The sequence below is a fragment of the Streptomyces sp. NPDC050418 genome (assembly GCF_044458745.1).
Taxonomy (GTDB): domain Bacteria; phylum Actinomycetota; class Actinomycetes; order Streptomycetales; family Streptomycetaceae; genus Streptomyces.
Window position 1 is genome coordinate 212,780 of sequence record NZ_JBITIG010000014.1, and the last position, 18,211, is coordinate 230,990.

15 protein-coding genes and 5 tRNA genes are annotated in these 18,211 nt (G+C 69.0%); 11 read left to right on the forward strand and 9 right to left on the reverse strand.

Annotation, left to right across the window (positions count from 1 at the left end):
- Positions 1-26: 26 nt before the first annotated feature.
- The 6 genes from ACIBI4_RS30295 to ACIBI4_RS30320 all read right to left on the reverse strand — a co-directional run bounded on the left by ACIBI4_RS30295 (position 27) and on the right by ACIBI4_RS30320 (position 1,343).
- Positions 27-99 (reverse strand) — tRNA-Glu (locus tag ACIBI4_RS30295).
- 22 nt (positions 100-121) lie between these two features.
- Positions 122-193, reverse strand: a tRNA-Gln gene (locus tag ACIBI4_RS30300).
- Between the two features lie 22 nt (positions 194-215).
- Positions 216-288, reverse strand: a tRNA-Glu gene (locus tag ACIBI4_RS30305).
- 62 nt (positions 289-350) lie between these two features.
- Positions 351-423: transfer RNA gene (locus tag ACIBI4_RS30310), tRNA-Glu, on the reverse strand.
- A gap of 41 nt (positions 424-464) precedes the next feature.
- Positions 465-536 (reverse strand) — tRNA-Gln (locus ACIBI4_RS30315).
- A gap of 84 nt (positions 537-620) precedes the next feature.
- Complete coding sequence (locus tag ACIBI4_RS30320) at positions 621-1,343, reverse strand: HAD family hydrolase (protein WP_399207332.1); 723 nt, start codon at positions 1,341-1,343, stop codon at positions 621-623.
- Between the two features lie 294 nt (positions 1,344-1,637).
- On the opposite strand from ACIBI4_RS30320, the gene ACIBI4_RS30325 reads away from it, so the two are divergent.
- From ACIBI4_RS30325 to ACIBI4_RS30335, 3 genes are all read left to right on the forward strand, one after another.
- Positions 1,638-1,973 carry a hypothetical protein gene (locus ACIBI4_RS30325; RefSeq protein ID WP_399207333.1) on the forward strand — a complete coding sequence of 112 codons (336 nt, stop codon included), beginning with the start codon at positions 1,638-1,640 and terminating at the stop codon, positions 1,971-1,973.
- A gap of 7 nt (positions 1,974-1,980) precedes the next feature.
- Positions 1,981-3,849: an alpha/beta hydrolase gene (locus ACIBI4_RS30330; protein WP_399207334.1), complete on the forward strand. Its 1,869-nt coding sequence runs from the start codon at positions 1,981-1,983 to the stop codon at positions 3,847-3,849.
- A 98-nt stretch (positions 3,850-3,947) separates the two neighbouring features.
- Positions 3,948-4,463, forward strand: a complete 516-nt coding sequence (locus tag ACIBI4_RS30335; RefSeq protein ID WP_399207335.1) for a hypothetical protein — start codon at positions 3,948-3,950, stop codon at positions 4,461-4,463.
- Between the two features lie 58 nt (positions 4,464-4,521).
- On the opposite strand, the gene gltX is transcribed toward ACIBI4_RS30335, so the two are convergent.
- The 3 genes from gltX to ACIBI4_RS30350 all read right to left on the reverse strand — a co-directional run bounded on the left by gltX (position 4,522) and on the right by ACIBI4_RS30350 (position 7,128).
- Positions 4,522-6,015 (reverse strand): glutamate--tRNA ligase, encoded by a 1,494-nt coding sequence (gltX, locus tag ACIBI4_RS30340; protein WP_399207336.1) that lies wholly within the window; start codon positions 6,013-6,015, stop codon positions 4,522-4,524.
- Entirely contained in the window at positions 6,008-6,781 is a 774-nt protein-coding gene (locus ACIBI4_RS30345) for a fumarylacetoacetate hydrolase family protein (RefSeq protein WP_399207337.1), read from the reverse strand. Before ACIBI4_RS30345 ends, gltX begins: the two co-directional genes overlap by 8 nt.
- A gap of 128 nt (positions 6,782-6,909) precedes the next feature.
- Positions 6,910-7,128 (reverse strand): hypothetical protein, encoded by a 219-nt coding sequence (locus ACIBI4_RS30350; protein ID WP_399207338.1) that lies wholly within the window; start codon positions 7,126-7,128, stop codon positions 6,910-6,912.
- A gap of 580 nt (positions 7,129-7,708) precedes the next feature.
- Here ACIBI4_RS30350 and ACIBI4_RS30355 point away from each other — a divergent pair.
- The 8 genes from ACIBI4_RS30355 (at position 7,709) to ACIBI4_RS30390 (ending at position 18,019) form a co-directional block, all read left to right on the forward strand.
- Complete coding sequence (locus ACIBI4_RS30355) at positions 7,709-11,251, forward strand: nitrate- and nitrite sensing domain-containing protein (protein ID WP_399207339.1); 3,543 nt, start codon at positions 7,709-7,711, stop codon at positions 11,249-11,251.
- 9 nt (positions 11,252-11,260) lie between these two features.
- Positions 11,261-11,674, forward strand: a complete 414-nt coding sequence (locus ACIBI4_RS30360; protein ID WP_399207355.1) for a roadblock/LC7 domain-containing protein — start codon at positions 11,261-11,263, stop codon at positions 11,672-11,674.
- Positions 11,675-11,776: 102 nt separating this feature from the next.
- The gene (locus ACIBI4_RS30365) at positions 11,777-12,181 is read left to right on the forward strand and encodes a DUF742 domain-containing protein (protein WP_399207340.1); all 405 of its coding nucleotides are present in this window, start codon (positions 11,777-11,779) and stop codon (positions 12,179-12,181) included.
- On the forward strand, positions 12,162-12,746 hold the full coding sequence (locus ACIBI4_RS30370) for a GTP-binding protein (RefSeq protein WP_399207342.1): 585 nt from the start codon (positions 12,162-12,164) through the stop codon (positions 12,744-12,746). The genes ACIBI4_RS30365 and ACIBI4_RS30370 overlap by 20 nt, the downstream gene beginning before the upstream one ends.
- Positions 12,747-13,124: 378 nt before the next feature.
- Positions 13,125-16,367: a nitrate- and nitrite sensing domain-containing protein gene (locus tag ACIBI4_RS30375; RefSeq protein WP_399207343.1), complete on the forward strand. Its 3,243-nt coding sequence runs from the start codon at positions 13,125-13,127 to the stop codon at positions 16,365-16,367.
- 10 nt (positions 16,368-16,377) lie between these two features.
- Positions 16,378-16,791 (forward strand): roadblock/LC7 domain-containing protein, encoded by a 414-nt coding sequence (locus ACIBI4_RS30380; protein WP_037625176.1) that lies wholly within the window; start codon positions 16,378-16,380, stop codon positions 16,789-16,791.
- Positions 16,792-16,884: 93 nt separating this feature from the next.
- The gene (locus tag ACIBI4_RS30385) at positions 16,885-17,457 is read left to right on the forward strand and encodes a DUF742 domain-containing protein (RefSeq protein WP_399207345.1); all 573 of its coding nucleotides are present in this window, start codon (positions 16,885-16,887) and stop codon (positions 17,455-17,457) included.
- On the forward strand, positions 17,438-18,019 hold the full coding sequence (locus ACIBI4_RS30390; RefSeq protein WP_093607982.1) for an ATP/GTP-binding protein: 582 nt from the start codon (positions 17,438-17,440) through the stop codon (positions 18,017-18,019). The genes ACIBI4_RS30385 and ACIBI4_RS30390 overlap by 20 nt, the downstream gene beginning before the upstream one ends.
- The last annotated feature ends 192 nt before the right edge of the window (positions 18,020-18,211 follow it).

The window sequence follows — 18,211 nt, forward strand, 5'->3', positions numbered from 1 at the left end:
CGACTGGGGAGGGCCTTCTCGATGCGTACCCCCGACCGGATTCGAACCGGCGCTACCGCCTTGAGAGGGCGGCGTGCTAGGCCGCTACACAACGGGGGCTTGCGGTACTGCTGTTACTGCGCTGGGCTACCAGGACTCGAACCTAGAACAAAGGAACCAGAAACCTTCGTGTTGCCAATTACACCATAGCCCACTGGTGGTCTAGACCACCTGCGTACCCCCGACCGGATTCGAACCGGCGCTACCGCCTTGAGAGGGCGGCGTGCTAGGCCGCTACACAACGGGGGCCCTAGCGATCCTGCATCAGGGTCGGTGGGAGCTACCCAAGCCGTCCCCGCGGGAAGGATCTGTACCCCCGACCGGATTCGAACCGGCGCTACTGCCGTGAGAGGGCAGCGTGCTAGGCCGCTACACAACGGGGGCTTTGCGGATCTGGTATCCGCGGTGCAGATGAGCTCTGCGAGCTGGCCTACCTGGACTCGAACCAAGACTAACGGAACCAGAAACCGTCGTGCTGCCAATTACACCATAGGCCATCAAAACGCAACCCCCGGTGGGGATCTTGCTTTGTGTTCTGCGTCTCTCCCGGGCCGGGGCCTGCGAGCGGCGCAGAAAGAACATTACCCGAAGGTGTCCGGCGCTCCAAAACGGGTATCGGCCGCCAGCGCCGCCGGAAGCTGCTCCAGGCCTGTGATGCGGACGAGTTCGGGCCGCCCGCCACGACCGGCGCGGTCCAGCCAGATGCCCTTGAGGCCGGCCTCGACGGCGCCGCGCGCATCGGTGTCCGGCTGATCTCCCACGTACGCGACTTCGTGCGGCGCGAGACCCATCGCCTCGCACACCGCGTGGAACGCGGCCGCCTCGGGCTTGGCCACCCCCAGTTCCGCCGCGCAGAGGAGCGCCTCGAAGCGGTCGCGGACACCGAGGGTGCGCAGCTTGCGGTCCTGGTTGAGGAGCGAGGAGTTGGAGAGGACGCCGTGCCGGTACGCGTCGGCGAGGGCGTCGAGCGCGGGGACCGTGTCGGGGAACAGCGCCCAGGCGGCCTCGTAATGACGCAGATAGCGCTCGAACCAGCCGTCGGCCTCGGCGTCGCTGAGCTCCTCGCCGGTGAAGGCCCGCACGCGCTCGCGCCGCTGACCGTCCCAGTCGACGAGCCCTGCCTCGAAGCGGGCCCAGTGCTCGCTCGTGATCCGCTTCCAGTCGTCGAGCGTGCGGGCGGTCAGGCCCTCGGCGGAGAGGTGGGCCCGCATGCCGAGGGTGTCGGCCGAGGCGTAGTCGAAGAGGGTGTCGTCGACGTCCCAGACGATGGCCTTGATCGTCGTGCTGGTGGCATCGGTCGGCATACGAATGACCGTACGGGAACGTGCCCGGAACCGTCGACGTCACCCGCGATACCCAGAATGAGTGAGTACCTGCCTTCCCGGCCACTATGCGGCGCTCCGCCTGCCAAGGTCCTGATCGACAGATGGCCTGACCTGGAGGTTTGTGTGGCCTGGGATGAGTGGGAGCAGCTCAAGGCGGGGGCGCGGCTGCGTCTGGCGAGTGCTTCGGAGGAGGCGGGTGGTCCGCAGGCGGGTGCTTCGGAGGCGGGTGCGGCGGGCGCAGGTGCAGGAGCGGCAGGGGGTCTTCGGCACAGCATGAGGCAGTGGACCGCGGCGGCGGCCGTCGCCGGCGATCTTCAGGGCAGCATGAGCACGGCGCTGGGCAGACTCGGCAAGGGGCACGACGGTGTGCGCAACAGAACCGAGCTGCAGCACCACGGTCTGTCCACGGGGATGGACGGCCTCGACAGCGCCGACACCCTGCGCGCCGTCCTCGCCACCTGGGACAAGCGCCTCGCGGCGATCCAGGACGAGTGCGGGTGGCTCGAATCCGCGTTACGGCGGACGGGGCGGGATCTGACCGGCACGGATGCGGGTGTCAGGGCGACGGTGGACGCGGTGAAGGTGCCCGCGCAGGCCGAGGGCCGGTGACCCGCACATGCTGACCTGGCAGTTACTGCGCGACCTGGACTGCGGCCGTCTTGAGGACGCGGCCGACGGCTGGGGTGCGGTGAGCAACGCGGCGGATTCGGGCCGCGACCGGGCGAACGCCGAGATGATCACCAAGCTGGAGCAATCCCAGGAAGGTGCGGCGGCGACCGCGGCGGTACGTCGGCTGCGCCGGCTCAACGAGAACTTCGACTACGTCCACGGCGAGTGCGGCCTGATCCGCACGACGTTGAACAGCCTGGCCTTCGAGCTGCGAGCGCCGCAGCGGCGGGTGCGGGAGGCGTTGGATGATGCGGCGGCGTCGGGCTTCACGGTGCGAGGGGATGGTGGGGTGACGTATCCGGCCGCGGGCCGGAATCCCGACGGCGGCCCCCCGCCACCCGGCGGCACCGTGCTGGGGACCACCTCCCCCTTCGCGCCCCGGCCCGCCGCCGACGGCGGGCTCGCTGCCGCCGCCGGTACGGGCCGCCTCGACGCGAACCCCAACTACGCCAAGGCGGAAGAGATCGCGGATGTGATCGCTCGTGCGGTGCATGAGGCGAATGAGAGCGATGAACGCTGCAACCGGGCCCTCGCCCGGCTCAAGGCCCGGCCCGGCCTTGAGATCGGCACGAGGGACTGGACAGACGCCGCAGGGGACGCCGGTGCGGTACGTACTGTGGCCCTGGACTACCTCGCGGCCGGCCTTCCCGAGGACAAGTCACCGGCCGAACGCAAGGCCTGGTGGAACGACCTCACGTCCGAGCAGCGCCAGGAATACCTGGCCGTCTATCCGGACGTCATCGGAAACCTCGACGGCATTCCGGCGATCGTGCGGGACGAGGCCAACAGGGACAATCTGCAGTTGCTGATCGGGAAGCTTTCGGGTGAGGACGGAGAGAAGGCACGGACGCAGTTGGCAGGCCTGCAAGAGATCGATCGCCAGATGACGGCGAATATGGAGAAGCGGCTGGGGTTCGGCCTCGGCCCGGGAGAACAGAAGCCCCCGCCCATGTATTTGCTGGGGATCGGGGACGAGGGACGCGGGCGAGCGATCGTCTCGTTCGGGAATCCGGATACATCACGGAATGTGTCCGCCTATGTTCCAGGGCTGGGGACGGCTCTCGATTCCGATTTCGCCAGCAACGATGTGGAGAGGGCACGAGCCACAGCCCTCGGGGCGCAAGCGATCGATCCGTCGAGCGCGTCGATCGTATGGCTCGGCTATGACGCCCCTCAGCTCGGATCGGATTCCGAGACGCTCCTCGGCAACTTCGGCGTCATGAGTTCGGACGACGCCGAGAAGGGCGCCCCTGCGTACAACACGTTCATGGACGGCCTGGGCGTCACCAACGAGAACGAAGACCCCCACCTGACAGCGATCGGGCACTCTTACGGATCGCGCACGGTTGGCGCGGCAACGCAGGAACCGGGCGGCATCCCCGGTGCCGACGACGTCATCCTGCTCGGCAGTCCCGGCGTCGGTGTCGACCGCGCAGAGGACCTTGGGGTGGGCAAGGACCACGTCTACGTCGGGGCCGCCGACAACGACCCGGTGACCATGCTCCCCTCCAAGCAGGAAGCGCTCATCGGAGGCCTGGGGACGGTCTCGAGCGGGCCGCCCACGGGTTACGTCATGGGAGACGTGGCCGACCAAGGAGACGACGACATCTGGTTCGGCAAAGATCCGGCGAGCGAGGCATTCGGGGCGCGGCGGTTTCAGGTGGATGACGGGCCCCGTCCCGTCATCGACGGGGAAGGAGCGACTCCGGCGCATTCGAACTACTTCAATCCGGACAGGGATCCGGAGTCTGCGCTGAATATCGCGCGAATCGTCTCTGGCAGGGGCGACAGCGTGAATCGAGAGGAGTACCGGTGAGGTCATCCCGATGCACCACAAGCGTGGGGCTTCTTTTACTCCTCGCGGCTTGTGGCCCCGCCGGCACTCCAGAGAATCGCGGAAAGGACGCGAGCGGAATGAACATGCAAGAGGCTGCCGATCGCGCCGAGACGATCCTTACCCACATCCAGAACGGGATTGAGCCGGTCGTCACATGGGGACGTGGACCGTCCAGCGACCCTATCTGCACAGATTTCAAGAATGACGCCACGGGCAAGGGCCAGATCACGCGCAGAAAGCACGTCCTGACCATCATCTCCCCCGAGCGACGCGGCAGCTTTCTAGGAGTTGTGGAACGTAGCTGGAAGAAGGCCGGCTATACGATCACCAGCGTCAACGCAGACCGCAGGAACCCGTCGATGATCGCGACCACCCCCGACGGGTTCCGCATCAGCCTGCTCGTCGGCTACAAGGGCCAGGTCTTCCTCGACGTGCACTCCCCCTGCGTAACCGAATCCAATGTCGCCGACCCGCCCGTCGACCCGGGGGCCGAGAGCCTCCCACCCAACCCCCACGATCCCAAGGACCCGTTGGCTGACGGTCCATGGGGCCTCCCTTACCTCAAGTCCCCGTTCTGGTCCGCCAAGAGCTAAACGGCAAAGGGCGCCGCCTCCAACGGAAGCGGCGCCCTCGGAGTCGTCAGGAAGAACGCTACGCAGCCAGCTTCGCCAGAGCCGCGTCGATGCGGAGCAGGGACGCCTCCTTGCCCAGGATCTCCAGCGACTCGAAGAGCGGCAGGCCGACCGTGCGGCCCGTGACCGCGACGCGGACCGGGGCCTGGGCCTTGCCGAGCTTCAGGCCGTGCTCCTCGCCGGCTGCCAGGACCGCGTTCTTCAACGATTCCGGGTCCGACCAGTCCGCCGCGTCGAGCTTGGCGCGGGCCGTGGTGAGGAGTGCGACCGGGTCGCCCTTCATCGCCTTGGTCCAGGAGGCCTCGTCCTCGACCGGCTTGTCGAGGAAGAGGAAGTCGACGTTGGCGGTGATGTCGGAAAGCACCTGCACGCGGGTCTGCGCGTGCGGGGCGATCGCTTCCCACTTGGCCTGGTCGAAGGACTCGGGCGCCCAGGTGGCGTGCGGGGCCTTGAGCCACGGCTCGCAGGCCGCCGCGAAGGCCTTCGGGTCGAGCAGGCGGATGTGGTCGGCGTTGATCGCCTCCGCCTTCTTGAGGTCGAAGCGGGCCGGGTTGGCGTTGACGTCCGCGATGTCGAACTTCGAGATGAGGTCCGAGACGGTGAACACGTCCTGGTCGGCGGAGAAGGACCAGCCGAGGAGGGAGAGGTAGTTGAGGAGGCCCTCCGGCAGGAAGCCGCGCTCACGGTAGAGGTTCAGGGACGCCTGCGGGTCGCGCTTCGAGAGCTTCTTGTTGCCCTCGCCCATGACGTACGGGAGGTGGCCGAACGCGGGGATCGTCTGCGCGATGCCGAGTTCGATCAGCGCCTTGTAGAGCGCGATCTGGCGCGGGGTCGAGGAGAGCAGGTCCTCGCCGCGCAGAACGTGGGTGATCTCCATCAGGGCGTCGTCGACCGGGTTCACGAGCGTGTAGAGCGGCGCTCCGTTGGCCCGGACGATCCCGTAGTCCGTGACGTTCTCGGCCTGGACGGTGATCTCGCCGCGGACGAGGTCCGTGAAGGTGGTGGCCTCGTCCGGCATGCGGAAGCGCACGATGTGCGAGCGGCCCTCGGCCTCGTACGCCTGCTTCTGCTCGTCCGTGAGATCGCGGCAGTGGCCGTCGTAGCCGGAGGGCTTGCCGGCGGCGCGGGCGGCCTCGCGGCGGGCGTCCAGCTCCTCGGTGGTGCAGTAGCAGGGGTAGGCGTACCCGCCGGCCTGCAGCTTCTCGGCGACGTCCGCGTAGATGTCCATCCGCTGCGACTGGCGGTACGGGGCGTGCGGGCCGCCCACCTCCGGGCCCTCGTCCCAGGTCAGGCCGAGCCAGCGCATCGAGTCGAGCAGCTGCTGGTACGACTCCTCGGAGTCGCGCGCCGCGTCGGTGTCCTCGATGCGGAAGACCATCGTGCCGCCGTTGTGCCGGGCGAAGGCCCAGTTGAACAGGGCGGTACGGACCAGGCCCACGTGGGGGTTGCCGGTCGGGGAGGGGCAGAAACGGACGCGGACGGAAGCGTCCGTGCCGCTTGCGGTGTTAGCCACGCTTGATCACCTTGTTGGTGAGAGTGCCGATGCCTTGGATGGTGACGGCGACCTCGTCGCCGACGGTGAGGGGGCCGACGCCCGCGGGGGTGCCGGTCAGGATGACGTCGCCCGGGAGCAGCGTCATCGCCTCGGTGATGTTGACGATCAGATCCTCGATGGAGTGGATCATCTGGCTCGTGGAGCCGAGCTGGCGCTGTTCGCCGTTGACCGTGCACTGGATCGCGAGGTCGGACGGGTCGAGTTCGGTCTCGACCCAGGGGCCGATGGGGCAGGAGCTGTCGAAGCCCTTGGCCCTGGCCCACTGCTTCTCGCGCTTCTGCACGTCGCGCGCGGTGACGTCGTTGGCGCAGGTGTAGCCGAAGATGACGTCCTTGACGCGTTCGCGCGGGACCTCGCGGCACATGCGGCCGATGACGACGGCCAGCTCGGCCTCGTGGTGCAGTTCGTTCGAGAACGAGGGGTACTCGATGGGGTCGCCGTCGCCGACCATCGAGGTGGTCGGCTTGAAGAAGGCGAACGGGGCGTCGGGCACCTCGTTGCCGAGCTCCTTGGCGTGCTCCGCGTAATTGCGGCCGAACGCGACGATCTTGTTGCCGATCACCGGCGGCAGCAGGCGGACCTTGCTCAGCGGGACCTTGACGCCGCTGAGCTCGAAGTCCGCGTACGGGATGCCCTTGATGATGTCGAGCACCAGACCATCGGGCCCGTCCTCGACCGCGCCGAAGGCGACATTGCCGTCGATGGAGAATCTGGCGATGCGCACGGAAGCCTCTTGATTCCTGCCGGGGACCTGGTGGTGCCTGGGTCGTTGAGGCTTCAGGCTAACGCGGTCGACGTGGTGCGGGCTGCCGGAAAAAGCCGTGCCGCGCCCTGGTGGGCGACGGTCCGCGCTTACGGGGCGACGGCGCCGGCGACCGTGATGACGACCGGCTCCGGGGTGACCGGGGCGTTCTGCAGCATGGTGCGGCGCGGGTTGGCCGTGTTCGAGGGCAGTTCCGTGGCGGGGTCCGAGGCGGCGAGTGCCGATGTCTCCAGGTCCGTCGCGTCCGCGAGGTGCGCGAGAGTGGTGCGGCGCGGGTTGGCTATACGGAACATCGGAGTCGTCTTCACGGCTGAACTGACCTCTGGTCTCTCGGGGGTCGCGGGGGGACGGAGCCTGCGCCTTGTCGAACAGGCCATCCCTGTAAAGCGTCAGGCTAAACATCCCGATTCCCCGCGGTGTGAGGATCCGGCCTTGATCAGCATGTGAGTTTGCTCACCAGGGAAGGGATGATTCGGGCATTCCGGAGGTGTGATGTCGACGTGCGGAACGGACATTCCGTAACTGAACCCACCATTCCGATTCTGATCATGGCGACTGGGACACCCCCGCCCCGTAAGCAGATTCAGAGCAAATGTCCACTATCCGGCGCTTCTCGCTCTACACCTTGTGACGCTCTCCTCACATGGCGTCACGCAGGTCACAGCCCGATACCTGGCCCTTGTTGGAGATCCTGCACTGTGCTGGAATCGCCGGGACCGCCGTGGGAATGAGCCGGCGCGCATGACGCAACGCAGCGTCGAGCGGCGGTGGGAAAAGGGGGGAAGACGCGCCGGTCACTGACGACCACCGGGGCTTTTTCGCTCCATAACGCCGACACCGTCCCACCGTCTACGCGGGGGGACGCCTGGTCCAGAGGTTGCGACGCTAGTGCAGGGACGTTTCAAGAGGGATGGCTCGGGGTCTCCCCAGGGCCGCCAGACCGGTGGGGTGGACGAGCCGGAGCTGCGCGGCGGGACCGGCCCCACTCCAGGCAACTCCGCACCCCCGCACGCCTCGGGCGCTTCAGGTGACTCCGAGCGCTCCGCGGGCTCGACCACGGCAGGCGGCGTGACCACCCCTGCCCTGACGGGCAGCCCCGCCAAGGGACCCGGCTCACGGCTCGCCCTGCGCAACTGGCGCATCTCGACCCGTCTCGTCTCGCTGCTCGCGCTGCCCGTGGTCGCGGCCACGTCGCTCGGCGCGCTGCGGATCAACGAGTCGATGGACGAGATCGAGCAGCTCGACAACATGAAGCTGCTCACCGAGATGACCAAGAGCGCGACGCAGCTCGCCAGCGCACTCCAGGAGGAGCGCGACAAGACGGCGGGTCCGCTGTCGACGGGCAGCGACGCGAAGTCGACCGAGGTCGTCGGCTACCGGAACGAGACGCAGCGGGACCAGGACAAGTTCGTCAAGGCGACGCTGGGCCTGAACGAGCGGCGCGACGACACGTCCCTGCGTTCGGTCCGGCAGGACCTGAACGCGATCGTGACCCGCCTGAACACCCTCAAGGACGTGCGCCGTGACGCGTTCAAGAAGGGTGTGCCTGCTTCCCAGACCGTTCAGAGCTACAACCGTCTGATCGAGCAGCTGCTCGACCTCTCACGCGACATGGCGCTCGCCACGAGCAACCCCGAGATCATCCAGCGCACTCGTATCCTCACCGCCTTCTCGTCGGCCAAGGAGTACGCGTCGGTCCAGCGCGCCGTCATCGCGGCAGCGCTGCCGGACACCGACGAGAAGCGCGGTTCCATCGATGAGACCGACCGTCAGTACGGCTGGTCGGCCTACGAGAACGAGCAGGTGGCTCTCTCGAACGCGGAGCGTTCGTACGAGGACGCCGGCGGCGACGCGAACAAGCTCCTGCAGACGATCCAGTCCGAGGACATCAGAGAGTCCGACGCGTACGCGAAGCGTGTCCTGGAGACCGACAGGGGTCTGAAGAGCGAGGACCCCCGGTCCTACCGCGACTGGACCGACCAGGCCGACTCCAAGATCCACAACATGCGTCTCATCGAGACGCAGCTCCTCAACGAGATGGAGCAGGAAGCCCGCAAGCTCCGCAACGAGTCCGAGCAGTCCGCCATCCTCAACGGTGCGGTCATCCTGCTCGTCCTCGGCATCTCGCTGATCGGCGCCTTCGTCGTGGCGCGGTCCATGATCCGCTCGCTGCGCCGGCTGCAGGACACCGCGACCCGCGTCGCCCAGGACCGGCTGCCCGAGCTCGTCAAGCAGCTCTCCGAGGCGGACCCGCAGGACGTCGACACCTCCGTCGAGTCCGTCGGTGTGCACTCCCGGGACGAGATCGGCCAGGTGGCCGCGGCCTTCGACGACGTGCACCGCGAGGCCGTGCGTCTCGCCGCCGAGCAGGCGTTGCTGCGAGGCAACGTCAACGCGATGTTCACCAACCTCTCGCGCCGTTCGCAGGGCCTCATCCAGCGTCAGCTCTCGCTCATCTCCGAGCTGGAGTCGCGCGAGGCCGACCCGGACCAGCTGTCCTCGCTGTTCAAGCTCGACCACCTCGCGACCCGCATGCGCCGTAACGGTGAGAACCTCCTCGTTCTCGCCGGTGAAGAGCCCGGCCGCCGCTGGACCCGCCCGGTCCCGCTGGTCGACGTGCTCCGCGCCGCCGCCTCCGAGGTGGAGCAGTACGAGCGCATCGAACTGGCCGCCGTGCCCGCGACCGAGGTCGCGGGACGCGTGGTCAACGACCTCGTGCACCTGCTCGCCGAGCTGCTCGAGAACGCCACCTCGTTCTCCTCGCCGCAGACCAAGGTCAAGGTGACCGGTCACGCGCTGCCCGACGGCCGCGTACTGATCGAGATCCACGACACCGGTATCGGCCTCTCGCCCGAGGACCTCGCGGCGATCAACGAGCGGCTCGCGTCGCCGCCCACCGTGGACGTCTCGGTCTCGCGCCGCATGGGTCTGTTCGTGGTCGGCCGTCTGTCGCAGCGTCACGGCATCCGGATCCAGCTGCGTCCCTCCGACTCCGGTGGTACGACCGCGCTCGTCATGCTGCCCGTCGATGTCGCCCAGGGCGGCAAGAAGGGTCCGTCCGCGGGCGGCCCCGGCGGTGGCGGCGGCGGTATCGCCCAGGCCACGGCGGGTGCCGCGGCCGCGCGCCAGCAGACCTCCGCAGGCGCGGGCCGGCTCGCCGCCTCCCCGCAGCGCGGCCAGGTCGCGGGCACCGGTCCGCGGGCGGCCCTGCCCAGCCGTGACGGCGGCCCGGCCGCACCGCGGCCGAACGCACCGCAGGGCGGCGCCGGCAACGGCGCGCAGCGGGGCACCACGGCCGGTTCGCAGCAGCCCGCCGCCCCGCAGCAGCCGCTGCGCGCCCGTGGCCAGAACGGTCCGAACGGCCAGGACGGCCGTCAGCTGCCGCCCACCGGCGGTCCGCGGGCCGAACTGCCCGGCGGCAACCCCCAGGCGCGTACGCCCAGTTGGGGCAAGGACATCCCGCAGGAGCAGCCGCGCGGGCACGAGGAGCCGGAGACCACCGGGCGCTTCGGGCACCAGGGTGCGGGCCAGGACGACCGTCAGGGCCCGGGCTCCACCGCCCAGTTCGACCGTCCGGACTTCAACGGTCCGCGGCCGGCCGGGATACCCAACCCGCCGAACCCCGCCGCCCCGCAGCGGCCGCAGGGTCCGGGTGCCACCGGTCAGTTCGCGCAGCCCGGCCGCCAAGGTCAGCAGCCCGGCCAGGGCCGGCCCCAGCAGCCGCCCGTACGGCCGCAGTCCGTTCCGCAGCAGCCCGTACCGCCGCAGGCTCCCCACGCGGGTGCCGGTGCGCCGGGCGGGATGCGCGATGCCGCCGAGTTCGCGGTGCCGCGTCCGCCGGACAGCCGTCCGGCTCCGCAGCAGCAGGCGCCCGGCGGCCGGCCGATGCAGCCCGTACCGCCGCAGCAGCAGGCGCAGCCGGCCCCGCAGCAGCAGGCCGACAACGACGCCTGGGCGCTGCCTCCGGCCAGCGGTCCCGGTGACGGTCGCACGCCGCTGTACGACACCCTGGAGACCAACTGGTTCCGGGGCGGTCAGCAGCAGGGCCAGCAGGCCCCGGCCGCCGCTCCGCAGCAGCAGCCGCAGACCGCGCAGACGCCGGTGCCGCCGCGTCCGCAGCAGTCCCCGGCCGCCAACCCGGCCTGGCGGAACTCCCCCAACGACGAGCTCGTCCGGCAGGCCGAGCGGGTGCGGCAGCCCTCCGCGGGCGGCATCACCACCTCGGGTCTGCCGCGCCGTGTGCCGCGCGCCAACCTTGTCGCGGGCACGGCCGAACAGCAGCAGCACCAGGGCGGCCCGCAGGTCTCCCGCCGTCCCGACGATGTGCGCGGGCGGCTGACGAATCTGCGGCGCGGTATCCAGCAGGGCCGGCAGGCGGGCTCCGGTGACACCGGCAGCTTCCCCAGCCCCTCTCACCAGCAGGAGCGTTAGTTGAGCCAGATGAGCCAGGCGGCACAGAACCTGAACTGGTTGATCACCAACTTCGTGGACAACACCCCCGGGGTGTCGCACACGGTGGTGGTCTCCGCCGACGGCCTGCTGCTCGCCCTGTCCGAGGGTTTCCCCCGCGACCGCGCCGATCAGCTGGCGGCCGTGGCCTCCGGTCTGACCTCGCTGACCGCGGGGGCGTCGAGGATCTTCGAGGGCGGCGAAGTCGCCCAGACCGTGGTGGAGATGGAGCGCGGCTTCCTCTTCCTCATGTCGATCTCCGACGGTTCCTCGCTGGCCGTGCTCGCCCACCCCGAGGCGGACATCGGCCTCGTCGGGTACGAGATGGCGCTGCTCGTCGACCGCGCGGGCACGGTCCTCACCCCGGACCTGCGCGCGGAGCTGCAGGGCAGCCTCCTGCACTGACCGGTCGTCCGCACGAACCGCTCACCCCGTCCGGCCGCCCCCCAATCCCCCCACCGGCCACCCAGACGGCACCGACAACTTGCTGTCCCGCCCGGAGGATTCATGACCCCGCCCACCGCCTCTCACGATCCGTACGGAGCTCAGGCCGAGTACGGGATGGAGGCCGAGCAGCCGCTGGTCCGCCCGTACGCCATGACGGGCGGCCGGACCAGGCCGCGCTACCAGCTGGCCATCGAGGCCTTGGTGAGCACCACGGCCGATCCGGTGCAGCTGCAGGGGTTGCTCCCCGAGCACCAGCGGATCTGCCATCTGTGCCGTGAGGTCAAGTCGGTGGCGGAGGTCTCCGCGCTGCTCACGATGCCGCTCGGGGTCGCCCGCATCCTTGTCGCCGACCTGGCCGAGGCCGGGTTCGTGGCCATCCACCAGCCCGGCGGCGACGAGAACGCCGGCGGCCAGCCTGACGTAACACTGCTCGAGAGGGTGCTCAGTGGACTTCGCAAGCTCTAGCGGCGAGGCCGTCCGTTCCGCCACCACCAGCGCGAAGATCGTGGTGGCGGGAGGCTTCGGCGTGGGCAAGACCACGTTCGTCGGCGCCGTGTCCGAGATCAACCCGCTGCGGACCGAGGCCGTGATGACCTCGGCGTCGGCCGGGATCGACGACCTCACGCACACCGGGAACAAGACGACCACGACGGTCGCCATGGACTTCGGCCGTATCACCCTGGACCAGGACCTGATCCTGTACCTGTTCGGTACGCCGGGTCAGGACCGTTTCTGGTTCATGTGGGACGACCTGGTGAAGGGTGCGATCGGTGCCGTGGTCCTCGTGGACACGCGCCGTCTCGCGGACTGCTTCCCTGCCGTCGACTACTTCGAGAACTCGGGCCTGCCGTTCGTCATCGCCCTGAACGGCTTCGAGGGCCACCAGCCGTACCAGCCCGACGAAGTGCGCGAAGCACTGCAGATCGGACCGGACACCCCAATCATCATGACCGACGCGCGACACCGTGCAGATGCGAAGTCCGCGCTGATCACGCTGGTCGAGCATGCACTTATGGCACGGTTGAAGTAGTCGCGTACGGAGATCAAGTACTCCTGGACATACGGAAGTTGCCGTAAGTTGTCTAGGATCTTGTGTGAGCACTCTGTGTCGTTTGACACGATCCGCCCGTGTGTTCATAACGTTTCGACAGAGAATTCCGAGCCTCCCGACACCCCGTGCGTTCACTCGGTATCGCTGCGCTCACAAGAGCCCCGCCTTTTGGCGGGGCTCGCTCTTTATGCCCGTTTTATCTGAGGCGCAGATCACCCGGAATGATTTCTTCCGAACGTTTGGAATCGCCTGCGCTGACGTGCTGGAATGCGCTGAACTGCCCAGTAGTACCGGGCTGAACGAAAAACGACAGCGGCACAGCGCAGGGTGTGCCGACGCCGAGAGGTTGTTGGTCGAGTGAGGCGAAGCAAGAACAGTCCCGAGCCGTCGGCACGGGGCAACTTCACCCCGCCCCCGCGGGAAGCCATGGCTCCCGCGCCCATGCCGGGCAACGACCCCGCGCCGGCCGGCGGCGGGGGGCGGCTGTCCCCGCGCAACTGGCGCGTGCCCGTCCGTCTGAACGCGATTCTCCTCATACCCGCGCTCATCGCCCTCGTCATGGGCGGCTTCCAGGTGAAGGGCTCCATCGACACCTGGTCCGAGGCGCAGGACGCGGAGAAGACCGCGCTCATCGTGCGCGCGGCCGCCGACTACAGCCATGCGCTGCTCGACGAGCGTGACCTCTCCGCTCCCGCGCTGCTGCTCGGCAACCGCGACGCGACGAGCGTCGAGAAGCTGTACGACGCCACGGACGAGGCGAAGGCCAAGTTCGACGCCGCCGTCGCCGACATGCCGCAGAACCAGGGCCTGGAGCGTCGTCTCAACCTCTTCCAGGCGAACGAGGGCAAGCTCAAGACGGTCCGCGACAAGGCCTACACGCGCGCCCAGGACCCGCTGAAGACCGAAGAGGCCTACAGCGACATCCAGCACTTCCTGATGGAGTTCGCCAACGAGCTCAGCCTCGGGACCGGCAACGTGACGAGCTACGGCCGTACCGTCTACGCCGTCTCGCTGGCCCGCGCCGCCGCCTCGCTGCAGCGCTCCATCGGCACCCACATCCTCGTGCGCCCCAGCAGCGAGAAGGTCATCACCGAGCAGCTGCGCCAGCTCAGCACGTACCGCTACCTGGAGGGCATCGCCGTCGGCGAGTACGTCTCCAGTGGTACCGAGGACGACGTCGTGGCCCTCGAGAGCGAGATGGACGAGCGGCAGAAGGCCACGGGCCTGAAGGCGCCCGAGGGCGGACGCGACGCGCAGTCCCGCCAGTTCAGCGCACTGCCCGCGATGGACGCCCAGCTCCAGGTGATGGCAGCGGCCTTCCAGACGGACAACCCGAAGGCCGTACTCGACGCCGAGGGCGTCGACGCCAAGACCTGGCAGGCACTCGGCACCGCAAAGATGGACGGCTACGGCACCGTCGAGACCGACCTCATCGACAAGGCCGTGGCCGACGCCGCGCAGATCTCCGACGACGCCCAGCAGGACGCGTACATCAACGGTGCGATCGTCGTCGCCGCCCTGCTCGCCGCGTTCATCATCGCCGGGCTCATGGCCCGCCAGATGTCCCGTTCGATGCGCCGCCTGCGCACCGCCGCCTTCGACGTGGCCGAGCAGCGTCTGCCGATGCTCGTCGACCAGCTCTCGCGCACCGAGCCGGGCCGGGTCGACACCCGCGTGCAGCCCATCCCGATCACGACCACGGACGAGATCGGCGAGATCGCCCGCGCCTTCGACCAGGTGCACCGCGAGGCGGTCCGTCTCGCCTCCGAGCAGGCGCTCCTGCGGGGCAACATCAACGCGATCTTCACGAACCTGTCGCGCCGCAACCAGTCGCTGATCGAGGGCCAGCTGACCCTGATCACCGACCTGGAGAACAACGAGGCCGACCCGGACCAGCTGGAGAACCTCTTCCGCCTGGACCACCTCGCGACCCGTATGCGCCGCAACGGCGAGAACCTCCTGGTCCTCGCCGGCGAGGAGCCCGGCCGCCGCTGGGACCAGCCGGTCCCGCTGGTCGACGTCCTGCGCGCCGCCTCCTCCGAGGTGGAGCAGTACGAGCGCATCGAGCTCACCGGCGTCCCGGAGGCCGAGATCCACGGCCGCGCCGTGACCGACCTCGTGCACCTGCTCGCCGAGCTCCTGGAGAACGCCACCACGTTCTCCTCGCCGCAGACCAAGGTCCGCGTCACCGCGACCCGGCTGCCCGACGGCCGCGTCATGGTCGAGATCCACGACAAGGGCATCGGCCTCACCGCCGAGGACTTCGCGGACATCAACCACAAGCTGGCCAACCCGCCGACCGTGGACGCCGCGATCTCGCAGCGCATGGGCCTGTTCGTGGTCGGCCGCCTGGCGGACCGGCACGGTGTCCGCGTCCAGCTCCGCCCCTCGGGCGAGCAGGCCGGCACCACCTCGCTCGTCATGCTCCCGGACGCCATCACCCGCGGTGGCGGTGGCGCCCAGGTGCCCGAGAGCGAGTTCACGGTCTCGCAGATGATCCCGCAGCAGCAGTCCTTCGAGGCCGCCCCGCTGCGTACGGCCGCGGAGCTCGGCTTCGACGACAGCCGCTACGAGCCGCAGGCCCTCAGCGAAGAGGCCGTCCGCGAGCTCGACCCGGTGGGCCGTTCGCTGATGCGCGAGGAGCGCCGCGCGGCGCTCGAGGCGCAGGCCGCCGACCAGAACGGCCGTCCGCTGTTCCGCGACGAGGTCGGCCAGGAAGGCTATGACCAGCAGGGCGCGTACGACCAGGGCGACCAGGGCTACGCCGGTGACCAGGGCGGCTACGCCCAGAACCCGAACGGCTACGACCAGCAGGATGCGTACGAGCCGGTACAGCAGGGTGCGTACGGCCAGCAGGACGGGTACCAGGACTCCGGCTATGCGGAACCGGGTTACGCGGACGCGCCGGGCGCTCAGCAGGACGGTTACGACGGGTACAACGGGCAGGCCGACTGGCAGAACCAGGGCGGTTTCCCGGACCAGTACGCGGGTGGCCAGTACGCCGAAGCGGAATCTCCCGCAGGCGCTCCCCAGGGCGACGGCGACCGCGTAGGCTTCGACCGGCAGAACCCCCAGGGCCCCACTCCGAGCACCGTCCACGAGACGACCGACGCCGGTCTTCCGCGCCGCGGCACCAATGGCGGTGGCCCGGCCGCCGGCAACGGCGAGCAGTGGCAGGGCGCTTTCGACCGGTCCCAGGGTGCGCTGCCGCAGCGTCCGCTCGGCGGTGGCCTGCCGGCCGGCGGCTCGCAGTCCGGTGGCCTCCTGGCCGGCGGTACCGCGGGGAGCAACGGCGGCGGTGACGACGACTGGCAGTCCGCCAACGACGTGCGCTGGCAGCGGGCCGAGCAGCTGAAGCAGCCGCGGGCGGGCGGGGTCACCCCCTCCGGCCTGCCGCGCCGCGTCCCCCGGGCCAACCTGGTCGAGGGCACCGCGGAGCAGACCCCGCAGGGCGGACCCCAGGTCTCCCGCGACCCCGAGGACGTCCGGGGCCGGCTGAGCAACTTGCGTCGCGGCGTGCAGCGCGGGCGTGACGCAGGCAGTGATTCGACGAACGGCCAGGGCTTCGGCTCGGGCAGCAACTACAACCAGGAGCGTTAGTGTGAGCCCGATGAGCCAGGCGGCGCAGAACCTGAACTGGTTGATCACCAATTTCGTGGACAACACCCCCGGGGTGTCGCACACGGTGGTGGTCTCCGCCGACGGACTCCTTCTGGCGATGTCCGAGGGTTTCCCGCGTGACCGTGCCGACCAGCTGGCGGCCGTCGCCTCCGGTCTGACCTCGCTGACCGCCGGGGCCTCCCGGATCTTCGAGGGCGGCCATGTGAACCAGACCGTTGTGGAGATGGAGAGGGGATTTCTCTTCCTCATGTCCATCTCGGACGGTTCCTCGCTCGCCGTTCTCGCACACCCCGAGGCCGACATCGGTCTCATTGGGTACGAGATGGCCCTTTTGGTCGACCGTGCCGGCACGGTTCTGACCCCGGACCTGCGGGCGGAGCTCCAGGGGAGCCTTCTCAACTAACAGACAGGCAGTACGAATTCGTGTCCCGTGGCCTTAAAGTTTCGGGACGCGGCTCCACATGATGGAAGCCCGGGAAAGTCGGAGGAGGAGCAAGTGGCAGGTCCCACACCGCGAGACGGTTCGTCGTCGGGCAACTGGTCGTATGGCCAGAACCAGGGCGACAACTCGCCGAACCGCTACAACTTCCCCTCCACGCCCAGCCATCAGGAGCGGTACGCACCACCGCAGCGGCCGCGTGACCCTTACGAGCAGCAGCAGGCACCCCGGATCCAGCCGGTCCAGCCCGCCCACCGCTCCCCTGAGCCGTCGCCCGGCCGTGCCGCGCAGAACCCTCTGGTCCGCCCGTATGCCATGACGGGCGGGCGGACCCGGCCTCGGTACCAGCTCGCCATCGAGGCCCTCGTGCACACGACCGCGCAGCCGCATCAGCTCCAGGGCCAGCTGCCCGAGCATCAGCGGATCTGCAATCTGTGCCACGAGATCAAGTCGGTAGCCGAGGTCTCGGCACTGCTCTCCATCCCCCTCGGCGTGGCCCGGATCCTCGTCGCCGACCTGGCGGAAGCCGGCCTTGTGGCCATCCACCAGCCCGGCGGCGACGAGAATGCCGGCGGCCAGCCTGATGTGACACTGCTCGAAAGGGTGCTCAGTGGACTTCGAAAGCTCTAGCGGCGGTGCGGCCCGCTCCACCACCAGCGCGAAGATCGTGGTGGCGGGAGGCTTCGGCGTGGGCAAGACCACGTTCGTGGGCGCCGTCTCGGAGATCAACCCGCTGCGTACGGAGGCGGTGATGACGTCGGCGTCGGCCGGGATCGACGATCTGACGCACACGGGCGACAAGACGACCACCACGGTCGCGATGGACTTCGGGCGTATCACGCTCGACCAGGACCTGATCCTGTACCTCTTCGGTACGCCCGGTCAGGACCGTTTCTGGTTCATGTGGGACGACCTGGTGCGCGGTGCGATCGGTGCGATCGTGCTGGTCGACACGCGTCGGCTCGCGGACTGCTTCCCGGCGGTCGACTACTTCGAGAACTCGGGGCTGCCGTTCGTCATCGCCCTGAACGGCTTCGACGGGCAGCAGCCGTACCAGCCGGATGAGGTGCGCGAGGCGCTTCAGATCGGGCCTGACACGCCGATCATCACGACGGACGCGCGTCACCGTGCGGATGCGAAGTCGGCGCTGATCACGCTGGTCGAGCATGCGCTGATGGCACGACTGCGGTAGGCAGGTCGTCTTTCTCGGGCTGCGGCCCGTGGGCCCCGTTCCCCCGGTGGGGGTGCGGGGCCTTTTTGTTTCCCCCACCCCGCCCTTTCACCGTTTCCCGGGGCTTCGCCCCGGACCCCGGATCCGAACTTCGTTCGGATGTCCTCAATCGCCGGACGGGCTAAATATTTAGCCCGTCCGGCGATTGAGGAC

What these genes read in the sequence shown, in the direction of transcription:
- ACIBI4_RS30320 (WP_399207332.1), bottom strand. Translation starts at nt 1,343, where the DNA reads ATGCCGACCGATGCCACCAGCACGACGATCAAGGCCATCGTCTGGGAC.
- ACIBI4_RS30325 (WP_399207333.1), top strand. Translation starts at nt 1,638, where the DNA reads ATGAGGCAGTGGACCGCGGCGGCGGCCGTCGCCGGCGATCTTCAGGGC.
- ACIBI4_RS30330 (WP_399207334.1), top strand. Translation starts at nt 1,981, where the DNA reads ATGCTGACCTGGCAGTTACTGCGCGACCTGGACTGCGGCCGTCTTGAG.
- ACIBI4_RS30335 (WP_399207335.1), top strand. Translation starts at nt 3,948, where the DNA reads ATGAACATGCAAGAGGCTGCCGATCGCGCCGAGACGATCCTTACCCAC.
- ACIBI4_RS30360 (WP_399207355.1), top strand. Translation starts at nt 11,261, where the DNA reads ATGAGCCAGGCGGCACAGAACCTGAACTGGTTGATCACCAACTTCGTG.
- ACIBI4_RS30365 (WP_399207340.1), top strand. Translation starts at nt 11,777, where the DNA reads ATGACCCCGCCCACCGCCTCTCACGATCCGTACGGAGCTCAGGCCGAG.
- ACIBI4_RS30380 (WP_037625176.1), top strand. Translation starts at nt 16,378, where the DNA reads ATGAGCCAGGCGGCGCAGAACCTGAACTGGTTGATCACCAATTTCGTG.